The sequence below is a fragment of the Microseira sp. BLCC-F43 genome, from assembly GCF_041929235.1.
Classification (GTDB): Bacteria; Cyanobacteriota; Cyanobacteriia; order Cyanobacteriales; family Aerosakkonemataceae; genus Microseira.
Window position 1 is genome coordinate 1 of record NZ_JBHFNP010000001.1, and the last position, 10,921, is coordinate 10,921.

The 10,921-nt window shown below is 45.3% G+C and carries 13 protein-coding genes; 3 read left to right on the top strand and 10 right to left on the bottom strand.

Annotated features, from left to right (window positions below; translation table 11 throughout):
* Positions 1 to 153 precede the first annotated feature (153 nt).
* The 5 genes from ACE1CM_RS00005 to ACE1CM_RS00025 form a co-directional block, all read right to left on the bottom strand.
* Positions 154 to 621: a hypothetical protein gene (locus tag ACE1CM_RS00005; RefSeq protein WP_374875361.1), complete on the bottom strand. Its 468-nt coding sequence runs from the start codon at positions 619 to 621 to the stop codon at positions 154 to 156.
* A 101-nt stretch (positions 622 to 722) separates the two neighbouring features.
* On the bottom strand, positions 723 to 1,634 hold the full coding sequence (locus tag ACE1CM_RS00010) for a hypothetical protein (RefSeq protein ID WP_374875362.1): 912 nt from the start codon (positions 1,632 to 1,634) through the stop codon (positions 723 to 725).
* 551 nt (positions 1,635 to 2,185) lie between these two features.
* Positions 2,186 to 2,713, bottom strand: a complete 528-nt coding sequence (locus ACE1CM_RS00015; RefSeq protein WP_374875363.1) for a zinc-ribbon domain-containing protein — start codon at positions 2,711 to 2,713, stop codon at positions 2,186 to 2,188.
* Between the two features lie 196 nt (positions 2,714 to 2,909).
* Entirely contained in the window at positions 2,910 to 3,131 is a 222-nt protein-coding gene (locus ACE1CM_RS00020; RefSeq protein ID WP_226576333.1) for a DUF4327 family protein, read from the bottom strand.
* A 535-nt stretch (positions 3,132 to 3,666) separates the two neighbouring features.
* Positions 3,667 to 4,404, bottom strand: coding sequence for a carbonic anhydrase (locus tag ACE1CM_RS00025; protein ID WP_374875364.1), 738 nt, complete (start codon positions 4,402 to 4,404; stop codon positions 3,667 to 3,669).
* 153 nt (positions 4,405 to 4,557) lie between these two features.
* Between ACE1CM_RS00025 and ACE1CM_RS00030 the strand changes: the two genes are divergently transcribed.
* Positions 4,558 to 5,337, top strand: coding sequence for an MOSC domain-containing protein (locus tag ACE1CM_RS00030; RefSeq protein WP_374875365.1), 780 nt, complete (start codon positions 4,558 to 4,560; stop codon positions 5,335 to 5,337).
* Between the two features lie 11 nt (positions 5,338 to 5,348).
* Here the strand turns inward: ACE1CM_RS00030 and ACE1CM_RS00035 are convergent, their stop codons facing one another.
* Entirely contained in the window at positions 5,349 to 6,977 is a 1,629-nt protein-coding gene (locus ACE1CM_RS00035) for an adenylate/guanylate cyclase domain-containing protein (protein WP_374875366.1), read from the bottom strand.
* A gap of 289 nt (positions 6,978 to 7,266) precedes the next feature.
* Positions 7,267 to 8,139 (bottom strand): ribosome biogenesis GTPase YlqF, encoded by an 873-nt coding sequence (ylqF, locus tag ACE1CM_RS00040; RefSeq protein ID WP_374875367.1) that lies wholly within the window; start codon positions 8,137 to 8,139, stop codon positions 7,267 to 7,269.
* Between the two features lie 212 nt (positions 8,140 to 8,351).
* Between ylqF and ACE1CM_RS00045 the strand changes: the two genes are divergently transcribed.
* Positions 8,352 to 8,582 carry a helix-turn-helix domain-containing protein gene (locus tag ACE1CM_RS00045; RefSeq protein WP_374875368.1) on the top strand — a complete coding sequence of 77 codons (231 nt, stop codon included), beginning with the start codon at positions 8,352 to 8,354 and terminating at the stop codon, positions 8,580 to 8,582.
* On the top strand, positions 8,494 to 9,612 hold the full coding sequence (locus ACE1CM_RS00050) for an RNA-guided endonuclease InsQ/TnpB family protein (protein WP_374875369.1): 1,119 nt from the start codon (positions 8,494 to 8,496) through the stop codon (positions 9,610 to 9,612). Before ACE1CM_RS00045 ends, ACE1CM_RS00050 begins: the two co-directional genes overlap by 89 nt.
* Positions 9,613 to 9,668: 56 nt before the next feature.
* Here ACE1CM_RS00050 and ACE1CM_RS00055 read toward each other — a convergent pair whose 3' ends face one another.
* The 3 genes from ACE1CM_RS00055 to ACE1CM_RS00065 form a co-directional block, all read right to left on the bottom strand.
* Entirely contained in the window at positions 9,669 to 10,163 is a 495-nt protein-coding gene (locus ACE1CM_RS00055; protein ID WP_374875371.1) for an RNA-guided endonuclease TnpB family protein, read from the bottom strand.
* A gap of 25 nt (positions 10,164 to 10,188) precedes the next feature.
* Entirely contained in the window at positions 10,189 to 10,350 is a 162-nt protein-coding gene (locus tag ACE1CM_RS00060) for a transposase (RefSeq protein ID WP_374875372.1), read from the bottom strand.
* 114 nt (positions 10,351 to 10,464) lie between these two features.
* Positions 10,465 to 10,677, bottom strand: coding sequence for a hypothetical protein (locus ACE1CM_RS00065; RefSeq protein ID WP_374875370.1), 213 nt, complete (start codon positions 10,675 to 10,677; stop codon positions 10,465 to 10,467).
* Between the last annotated feature and the right edge of the window lie 244 nt (positions 10,678 to 10,921).

Sequence of the window (10,921 nt, forward strand, 5' to 3'; positions counted from 1 at the left end):
CTACGAACGGCTGCTACGCAGCTTACTACGAACTTTGCGGCACTGAAGTGCCTACTACGAACGGTGCGGCACTGAAGTGCCTACTACGAACTTTGCGGCACTGAAGTGCCTACTACGAACTTTGCGGCACTTCAGTGCCTACTACTAACGGTCTTACTCCAACTGCGCCGCTTGACCTACTTGACGATATAACTCCACATCTAACCGACCTCTACCAGTCTGGAACAACCATCTTTCTAAACGGCGTTCTTTGTCGGGAAATTGCCTTAATTGACTGTCCCGTCGAGCCACGACCACGCCATTAGATATTACTATTTGGTCATAACCCGCAATCGTTTGATCGGGGTCTGTTACAATCAATCCCCGGTAACCGAGTCCTTCTTTTACCGCACCTTGTGCTTGGGTTTGGGGTAATGCTTGCAATAAGCTAATAAATTCGTTCGCTTCTTGGGGAGTTAAGTTCCAATACGGGTTCGGTCTGCCGCTAAATACATCTAATTCTACTTGCATTGGCACATCTCCTATTGCTGTTGTAGAACATCCCCAGATTGCCACAACCAGTAGCAATGTCACACCTATAATCTTTTTAGGAATTGCTTTGAATCGGCTGAGCCATTTCATTTTTTCCTCCACAAATTTTTCTGGAGTAGGGGCGGGTTTTAGATCAACCCGCCCCGCCGCCTTTTATAGGATAGAGATATCGCTGGACATGATATCAGTCGTTAATTGACTTTCATGCTTTTTGCGGTGTAGAAGTAGCCGCAGAAGTTGGTATAGCTAGGCCATCCAGAAGTGCGATCGCATGTTTCGGGGTTGGTAATTATTTTACCGCTGTTATCGGTGTTCTTGGCAGGAGTACCGCCCGGTTTATGACCCCAGAAACCTTCTTTTTGCTTGCGATACCAGTGATAATCTACCCCCGGAGCAACCACCATTGCAACTAGATAGCGGGGTTTCTCTGAATCCGGCACACAATCAAAGCGTTTGTGCGCCCCATCCGATAATGCCGCTGCGGTGACAGCAGCACAATTCATCGGGTATGGATATTTTCCAGTTGCCCTGCCTGGTTGGGCAAAGGTATCGGTGCGTCGGTTCGTAGCATAGTTATAGCAGTTGTTTTTGTTCACGTGAGCCGGAGCGTTCCAAAAACCGGGATTAAATGCGCCGAGTTCAATATTGCAAGTCACGGCTGGTTCGGCTTCCATTATGCCAGCACCGGAACCATCTACTTCACTCTGTTGCTCGATTCTGGGCAAACTACCCAAATGATCTAACAGTTGTCGCTGTAAATCTTCCTCCAAAAGTTGGGGAGTTTCCATGAAACTGCTTACCGCTGTAGCCCTCGACATGCCGGTAATCAATCGTTCGGCAATTTCCAGCCCCTTTGATTCATAAAGCGATGCCCCATTAGCAATCTTAAAAACTGTGGGAAGGCTATATTGTTCCACAGTATCATCGGTCACTAATTCAACCAAAATTCCCCGGTATCCCAGACCTTGATACCCAGATTCGGTACTGGCAACTACCGCTCGATTGTTGGCAATTTCTTTGAGAACTTCTTTGGCTTCGTTCTCATCTAATAGCCAGGAAGGGTTTGGACGCCCTGAAAACACATCGATGGTAACTCGTAACATTGTCTATCTCCTGAATTTTATCTCGCATATCCGTCGAAGATTCTTTTTTTGAATTATTCGACTGAATAGGAACTACACCACTCCCGAGGGCAAATCCGGTTTTTATTTCACTTTTTTTTGACTAATTTTCCTAGAGCGCCAACGATGATATTTTGGTCAATTAGCCAATTCAAATTGACCTATTAACCCTGGCTAGGCTAACAGGTTGATTAAACCGGATTTGCTATGAAACGGTTAGGTAGATGTCTTCAATAAAGCTGAGCAACTTTCTGGATTTCTTTATAAAACTTTGCCTTATGTCAAATTCAGTTGAAGTCGTAATGACTATCGTTTGGAGTCCCTCTTTGATCGCTTCTTGCGGTGGGACAACTATCAAAAACGAGTAATTTTATAGTTGAGTCTGTTTGATTATCTAGAGCTTGTATCCTAACTTTGGATATTTAACCGACCCTGAGAAGAATTTTATCTGGCGTTTGTTGTAGGGGTAAGGCATGAGTAATTTTGTTAAACTACCCGATATATCTAGGTTGCCGTGCCCCTACAGCTATAAATTAAATCAGGCGATGACCGCAGCTGGAACAAAAGCGATCGCTCAATTCCACTTTGCTACCGCATTGCGGACAAAAGCGCCTCTCCCCTGGGGTAGATTCTGAAACAGATCTTGAGGAACCTATCCGCATTTCCATGTTGCCCATCCGCATTTCCATTGGTTTCATCGCTTCCATCGGTTTCATCGGTTGCATTGGTTGCATCGGCGGCATGGATGATGCGCTTGTGCTATCTACTTGCTGTATTTGTAGCTGCTGGGAACTGGTGAAGGAAGGTGCAAAAGCAGTCGTGCTGATGCTGTTGCCTTGAATTTGGATGAAGCGAGAGCCTGCTTCTGTTGTAATCTTGACCGTAACGCCGTTGGGAATCTGGTATATTTCAGGCGGTGCAGTCCAACTTCCGGTGGTAAAACTGCTACTCGATTGTTGTTGCTGTCCCGGACTGCTACTAGCAGTTGTCACAATTGTCTGGGTTCCCTGATTATCGAGGTAGACTCTTTGGCCTCTGCCTAGTTCGCATACGTAAGGCATAACAGCCTCTGTGAAAAAACTCGCCTATATATCATTATGAGGTTAAAATCATCTTTTTTTTGTCGTTATTTCCCAGGGTTTTTGCATTTCAGCTTAAATTTATTGAATAAATTTTACAATTTTTCATAGCTTTGCCCCCTTGGGCTGAAAGCCTTCCTAAAGCGAGAGTTTAACAGACCATCAGGGGATGCTCTGTTTAGTCATTTTCCCAGTCTTCGCGACCCAAAAGGTCGATAATGCGGTCTCTCAGCAAAAAGTCGTTTCTCTCTAACTCGCATTCGATATAAGGCCATTCGCGGGCGGGAATATATTGACAAAGGGTATAAATTGGTTGCTGACGGCAAACCAGTCGGCGCTTGACCAGTTGACGCGCTTCCTGCTTGATTAGATCGATGGAGTATTGAGTAGAAGTAATCATAACTATCCCCTCGCTGCGATCGCGGGTTTTAGATCCAACCCAGATTTAGCAAAACAATGTGAGGAAATTGTGAAGATTTAAATTCACAATCCCAAATATGTTCAGCAGTAATGATATCGTGTCCGGGTGCATCGCGATCCCATCTGGGGGGCGGGTTTATTTCACAGGACTTACGCCAAGAAACCGGGTTTCTCTGCAAAATTATTGGTAAAACCCGCCGGTTACGAAACCAAATTAACTGAGTAGGGGCACGGCATTATCAATATCGCGGACCCGGCGCGTTGATCTGATTCCTGCCGTGCCCCTACTCGATCGATATCGCGGACCCGGCGCGTTGATCTGATTCCTGCCGTGCCCCTACTCGATCGATATCGCGGACCCGGCGCGTTGATCTGATTCCTGCCGTGCCCCTACTCGATCAATATCGCGGGTGAGGCGCGTTGATCTGATTCCTGCCGTGCCCCTACTCGATCAATATCGCGGGTGAGGCGCGTTGATCTGATTCCTGCCGTGCCCCTACTTTTGAAACCCCCTCTTAGGTCACAATCAGTAATTCCCCAGTATCCAAATCGTAACGACCGCCCACAATTTTTAATTTGCCTTCCCGCATCAGGTTAGACAAAATTGTCGAGGTTTCCTTCAACCTTTCCACCTGATATTGAATGTTGGCTATCACCGCATTGTCAACGGCATCGCCTGCTTTGCCTCTTACCCGTCGCACGGCGGGTTTTATTTCTTCCACAAAAACGCCGATTCTTCCAGGTAGGGGGTTGCCTTCTACCGCTGCTGCGACTGCGCCGCATCGTTCGTGACCGATGACCAAGATTATTTGAGTCCCCAATACTGCGGTAGAAAATTCCAAGCTGCCAATTGCTGTCTGACTGGCGACGTTACCAGCTACGCGCACGACAAATAAATCCCCCAGTCCCTGATCTAGGACAATTTCTGCCGGAAACCGCGAATCGGCACACCCCAGGATGGAAGCAAACGGATACTGAGCTGCCGCCGTTTCTTGTAAGCGCAATTTTGCTTGCAGGTTTTGACGTTTTTCCTCTACAAACCGTTTATTCCCTTCCAGGAGTCTTTTCAGCGCTGTATCGGCATCGATTGCTGGCGGTCGCGGTCTTCCTTGCGCTTGAGCTGATTGGGGAGCAACGGTTTGCTGTGCCCCCCAGAGAAATCCACCGGCGCTAGTCGCTGCTAAACCCAGTCCCGATGCACCTGCTAACTTTAGCAGATTCCTCCGACCAATAAAACCATTAATTCGACTCATAATCTCTCTCTCACACACCCTAGTTTTTCATGCTTGGGATAGGTGTTTATTTTACCAAGTTATGTATTTTACATTACGTTGAATTTTTGCTTTTTTAAAATAAATTAAAATCTTATAAGAAAGTTTACGGATTGGCTGAAAAAAGTCTGAATTATGGCATATATCGCAGGTATTTTGATTTACCCGATTAAGTCACTCGATGGAGTGGGGGTAAATCGGGCAAGGATTTTAGCGAGTGGGGCATTGGAGAGGGATCGCGAGTTTGCTATTTTAGATGCCCAGGGTCGATTTGTAAATGGCAAGCGCAATGCTAAAGTGCATTTGTTGCGGTCATTCTGGGACGAGACAGGAAAAACCGTCACCCTGCAAATCGAGGGTAAACAAGAAAAACGAGTCTTTGATTTGGCAGAAAACCGCACCGAATTGGAAGCTTGGTTTAGCGACTATTTCGGTTTTTCTGTCCAACTGGCTAGAAACTCGCTGACTGGCTTTCCAGATGATACCATTGCGTCGGGGCCAACGATTATCAGTACCGCTACGTTAGAAGAAGTTGCTTCCTGGTTTCCCGGAATTACTGTAGCAGAAATGCGGCAACGCTTACGCGCCAATATCGAAATTAGCGGCGTCCCTCCTTTTTGGGAAGATCGGTTATTTGCAGATGACGGTGAGATGGTCCAATTTAAAATCGGTGAAGTACTGTTTGAAGGAATCAATCCCTGTCAGCGGTGCATTGTTCCTACGCGCAATTCCCAAACAGGAGAAAGTTATCCTAACTTTCAAAAACTGTTTTCACAAAAGCGCGAAGAAACTTTACCATCTTGGGTTAATCTATCGCGTTTTAATCATTTTTATCGGTTAAGCGTCAATACAAAACTACCCAGTTACGAAGTGGGAAAACTGGTGCAGATAGGAGATGAAATATATCGCTTGTAATTTGATTATAATTAATCAATAATGCCGCGCTTAACTGTTTGATAAATCCTCACAGGTCGTTCAATTCCTTTGAAACGGTGTTCCCCTATATCATCTAACAGCAATCGTTGGGAAGGTAGCAGCAAATTATAAGTATTTTCGCTAATAGCGCATCGACCGGGTAAACAAACTGATTGGATGCGCGAGGCCAAATTGATCGTCGTTCCTAAGACGGTATAATCGACCCGTTGACTGCTGCCTACATCTCCAACTATCGCTTTACCGCTGTTAATTGCTATTCGCAATTGCAGCGGTTCGCTTAAAACTTGATCGTTGTTGAGATTTGCCAGCCGTTCGAGCATTGCTTTGGCAACATTTAAAGCGCGTTCTGCATGGTCTTCTTGCGGTTCTGGCGCGCCAAAAAAAGCCATGATGCAATCTCCAATAAATTTATCGAGGGTGCCATTTGCCGCAAAAATTTCCTGCAACATTTCCTCGAAAAAGCTATTGAGTAATTCGGCAATTTCAGCCGGACTCAAGCGTTCTGAAAGCGCAGTAAATCCAACGATATCGGCAAATAAAATGCTGATTTCGCTTTCTTGAGGCGCTAAGCGACCATTTTCTAAAGTTCCTGCCATCATCGTCTGTTGTACGACCGCAGGAGAGAGATAGCGCTCTAGTCTTTGCCGACTAATTTCTTCGGTTCTGAGTTTGCGCGTCAACAACCAACGTTGCACGCTAGCAGCGACTAGGTTGGCTAAGGTCGAGAAAAAGCTGAGATCTTCTTCGCTTTGATCAATTGAATCATTAAACTTATTATAGCTATCGGCATAAAGAACGCCTACAACGTTATTTTCATTCCATAGAGGAACCGCCATAACGTTATGAATCGCTTTGTCTATAATGCTTTGTTCGTTTTTAAATCTTTCGTCTCGCTGGGCATCTGCGGTTTGCAGGGCAATTTTTTCCGTAAAAACTTTGTAACAGATAGTGCGGCTAATCCAAGATCGATTATCTTTTAAAGATTGACGAGCGGCAATGTCTCTGCCAGCTGCATTCAACAAGGAAAGTTTACCCGCACCGCTGACATCAATTAATAACGCTAAGCGATCAATACTTTGAATGTAACGGAAAACAACCGCTTGTGCCGCTTGAAAAATGGCTTCTATAGATGCAGCAGAATTGAGTTTTTTGGCGATTTCTAACAAGTCTTTTAACCGCACAATGGCTAGTTCTTGACTAATCGTCGCTTGACCTTGGCGTTCCGAAGGTATCCACTGTTGTTGTAGGTATTGGACATTGCGAATGATTGTGATTTCTTCGGATTGAATATCTGTATTTTTTTGAGTAACTCTCTGACAATTTAATAAGAATACTCGCAGGTAAATAGTTCCCATTACAATCATGTCATCGTTATTCAGCCTGTGAGGTTTTGTGAGGAATTCTCCGTTTAATATCGTACCATTTTTGCTTCCCATATCCTCAATAAACCATTCGCAGTCAGCGGTTTGAAAAATGCGGGCTTGCTGTCGGGAAATTCCAATGTAAGGCAAGTATAAATCGCAGTCGGGTAACCGACCCAGGATAAATTCATCTTGGTTGACGGTGACGGTTTTTTCGATATTGTCTTCTATGTATAGGCACAGTTTAAGCTCGGTCATACTCTTTGTTTTGTTTCATCTGGTTTTGTTTGCGTAAACACCTTGATGAGCCATAATAGGTTAAGCTTTGCGTTCCCACGCAACTATTGCTACGACCCCAGTCTAACCAACCTTGAGGTCGATACCCCAACGAGCATCCATAGGTCAAAACAAGGCTCTAATCTAGTTTTCCCCATGTTCTTTGCAAAAATATAACGTTTTTGACCAAAAAGCCAGCTCGGGGACAGGGAGCTGAATTTTTAAGGGAAGTCTAGAAACCGAGGGAAAATTCCAGAATCTTCCAGAATCTTCAACCAGGTGGCAATTCCAAACCAATTTTCCCTAACAAACCCGTGCGAAAATCATTCAATAACTGTCTGGCGGCGCGTTCCACATCTCCCTGATATTTTAATTTTGCTAACGCGACTAGGTAATCTTCTCCTGTAATATCTACGGCATCTAATTCATACCGCGACTTTAAGGGAGATTCAGGTAAGAAATTACTAGCGACAGCCTCCAAATATTTGAGTAATTCTACTAACTCGACAGCGACTCGTTGATTGTCGTAAGATGCTTCCCCAATATCATCGCAGATGGCTAATTTAACCGCTGTTTCTTGGTCGTCCAATTTGGCGGGAATTACTCCGGGTGCATCTAATAATTCAATCGTGTCGGAAATTCTAATCCAGCGCAGTTGTTTGGTGACGCCAGCGCGACGGGCGCTTTCGACGACTCTTTTTCCTAATAAGCGATTGATTAGCGCGGATTTGCCGACATTAGGAAAGCCTATGACAACCGCGCGCACCGGACGGGGTAACATACCGCGATCTCGTCTTTTTTGATTCACTTCCACCCCCGCAGCAGACGCCGCTTTCGTCACCGCCGCAACGCCCTTACCATGCTGAGCATCGGTAAAATATGGCACTTCTCCTTGCGAGAGAAACCATTTTGTCCACAATTGCTGCATCTGGGGCGGTATCATATCGACGCGATTGAGAACTAAAACCCGACTCTTGCTACCCACCCAGTCTTGGATTTTGGGATGTTGCGTGGTCAGGGGAATGCGGGCATCGCGTACTTCCAGCACGACATCAACGCGCTTGAGCTGTTCCTTCAGGTCTTTTTCAGCTTTGGCGATGTGACCTGGATACCATTGGATCGTGCTTTGTCCTGTAATATTCATTGGTTAAGCTTGGGAGCGAAAAAAGTTAGCTGACGGGGGTTTGGGGGTGATTGAGCAACCGCGCTCTCCCATGACTTGGACTCGAGCATGGACGGCGAGTACCTTTCGTCATTTGAGCGTCGGGATACAGCCACCCCCAAGGCTGACTTCGCTGCCGCAGTCAGCCTAGAAATATTAGGGAGTAAGAGTATCCTATATCCTACGATGGGTTTATGCTGACATTGACCTATCGATACCGTATTTATCCTTGCGCCCCACAGGAACTCCAGATGCTCGAATCGCTGGAGACTTGTAGGCGTGTGTATAACTATGCGGTGCGAGAGCGCAAAGACTGGATTAATTCCAGAAAATGTGATGTCAATGCCTGCTCTGTTCAATCCGAATACATCATCGGGGCAGACAGGTTATATCCTGATTATTACAAACAAAAAAACGTTGACTGAGGTAAAGAAAACCAGTCCACAAATCAAAGCCGTATACTCTCAGACGCTTCAGGATGTGATTGGCAGGGTTGATTCTGCCTTTGCATTCATGAAGCAAAGAGGATACGGCTTTCCTCGTTTTAAAAAGTTCGGGCAGTTTAAATCGCTTTTGTTTCCTCAAATGAGCAATGATGCTATCAAAGGGAATCAGATTAAGCTGCCCAAGATTGGACTGGTAACAATCAACTTGCACCGACCTATTCCTGAAGGATTCAGGCTGAAAACGGCTATAATCGTCCGTAAGGCATCGGGTTGGTACGTGATGTTGGCGTTGCAGATTGACGTACTCTTTCCCGATGTACCGCCCCATGGACAGGCAATTGGGATTGATGTCGGACTGGAATATTTTCTGTCTACTTCTGATGGAGAACAAGTTAAACGTCCTCGTTTTTTTAACGATCTGCACAGGAAGCTGGAATTGCTCCAACGCAGATTGAGAAATAAGAAGAAGGGGTCGGCGATCCGTCGTAGGCTCAATCAAAAGATAGCCATAGTTCATGAAAAAATAGCTAATTGTAGACGCGATTTTCACCTGAAATTGGCACACAAACTGTGTGACCGATCCGGCATGATTTTTGTGGAAGATTTGGACTTCCGAGTCATGGCTAAAGGAATGCTGGGAAAACACACATTGGATGCAGCATTGGGTCAATTTGTTAATCAAGTATTGCCTTGGGTCTGCTGGAAACGAGATGTCTACTACGGCAAGGTTAATGCCAGTGGGACATCTCAAGAGTGTCCCGATTGTGGAGCATACGTCAAAAAAGACCTGAGTGTGAGACTTCATGAATGCCATGAGTGTGGCTCGGTTAAACCTAGAGACATAGCCAGTGGTCAGGTGATTGTGAAACGTGGTCTTTCTGCCGTTGGACAGACGGTGGAGCAAATTGCCTGTGGAGGGGAAGGAACGGGGGCAGCAATGCCTAGTTACCACCCGAAGACGCAGGAACTCTTGAAAGTGATTTCAGGAAGCCAGCTCTGTACCCGATAGGGTTAGAGTCGGGAGGTTTGACATCCTCCCCGCCGTGAAACGGGCGGGGATTCCTACTAGAACAAGCTTAATTGCTCATACTCTCGGTGGGTTGACGTTTCACAGGATGCTGCTACTTTAACAGCAGTCTTACGCCTTCCTCCACGTCCGTTTTTAGTCTCGGAATGCCCGACCGCGACTTTTAAAATATTGGTGGCAGCGTTAATGTCTCGGTCGTGAGTTGTGCCACAAAACAGACAAGTCCACTCCCTGACATCCAGTTCTTTTTTGCCACCTTTTTCACCACAACAGGAGTAGATTTGAGAGGTAGCAACCCATCGGTTAATTATCCGTAAATCTCTCCCGTACATTTGGGCTTTAGCTTCTAACATAGTCCGAAAACTGCGCCATCCTAAATCGGAAATAGCACGAGCTAATTTACGGTTTTTCATCAAGCCGCTGACGTTTAAATCTTCTAAAGCTATTGTTTGATTCTCGCGAATAACTAGAGTTGATAAATTAGGTCGAAAGTCAGTTATGGTATCAGATATTTTAGCGTGAAGTCTTGCCAGCTTTTTCCTAGCAACCTCACGCCGTTTACTTCCTTTCTCTTTTCAAGGGTAGATGCCTCTGAAGTTTTCTTAATCGCTTCAGCTTTTTCTTGAGAGGCTTGGGGGACTTAACTTTTTCGACCTTGTTAAAAGTGGCAAAGTCGAGCATCCCTAAATCAATTCCTATTGCTTGTCCATTGTCTGGCATTTTTTCAGGATTTACTTCTACCACACAACTCAAAAAATATCTGTTGGCAGCGTTTTTAATTACAGTGACGCTTGAAGGTTCGGATGGTAAGGGACGACTCCATACAATTTTAATCTAACCAATTTTAGCTAAATATACCTGGTGTTGATTTATTTTAAAACCTCCAGTTCTGAACCTTGCAGATTGAGTTGATTTTCTGAGTTTAAATTTAGGCGGTTTCACTTTTTTCCCTTGGCGCTTACCTGTACAAGAATTAAAAAAGTTTTTGTCCGCCTGTCCTAAATCCCGGATAGATTGCTGCAAGGGGATATTAGAAACTTCTGACAACCACTGTCTATCTTCAGTCTGCTTTGCTTGAGTAATAAATTGTTTTTGGAGGAAAGATTCTCCTTGATATTTCTCTCCTCTGCGGTAAGCTGCTTGACAAAAAGCTAACGCATCGTTGTTGAACTAAGCCAGAGCGTCACCTCTCTGACTCGTCTTCAGAACCGGACGTGAGACTTTCACCTCATCCGGCTCCTCAGTTACTTGGTGCTTGTCACCCATACCAACCATATCCTGAGCAGTTTTT

Coding starts and splice junctions, on each gene's coding strand:
- ACE1CM_RS00005 (WP_374875361.1), bottom strand. CDS start 621: ATGAAATGGCTCAGCCGATTCAAAGCAATTCCTAAAAAGATTATAGGT.
- ACE1CM_RS00010 (WP_374875362.1), bottom strand. CDS start 1,634: ATGTTACGAGTTACCATCGATGTGTTTTCAGGGCGTCCAAACCCTTCC.
- ACE1CM_RS00015 (WP_374875363.1), bottom strand. CDS start 2,713: ATGCCTTACGTATGCGAACTAGGCAGAGGCCAAAGAGTCTACCTCGAT.
- ACE1CM_RS00020 (WP_226576333.1), bottom strand. CDS start 3,131: ATGATTACTTCTACTCAATACTCCATCGATCTAATCAAGCAGGAAGCG.
- ACE1CM_RS00025 (WP_374875364.1), bottom strand. CDS start 4,404: ATGAGTCGAATTAATGGTTTTATTGGTCGGAGGAATCTGCTAAAGTTA.
- ACE1CM_RS00030 (WP_374875365.1), top strand. CDS start 4,558: ATGGCATATATCGCAGGTATTTTGATTTACCCGATTAAGTCACTCGAT.
- ACE1CM_RS00035 (WP_374875366.1), bottom strand. CDS start 6,977: ATGACCGAGCTTAAACTGTGCCTATACATAGAAGACAATATCGAAAAA.
- ylqF (WP_374875367.1), bottom strand. CDS start 8,139: ATGAATATTACAGGACAAAGCACGATCCAATGGTATCCAGGTCACATC.
- ACE1CM_RS00045 (WP_374875368.1), top strand. CDS start 8,352: ATGCTGACATTGACCTATCGATACCGTATTTATCCTTGCGCCCCACAG.
- ACE1CM_RS00050 (WP_374875369.1), top strand. CDS start 8,494: ATGTCAATGCCTGCTCTGTTCAATCCGAATACATCATCGGGGCAGACA.
- ACE1CM_RS00060 (WP_374875372.1), bottom strand. CDS start 10,350: ATGCCAGACAATGGACAAGCAATAGGAATTGATTTAGGGATGCTCGAC.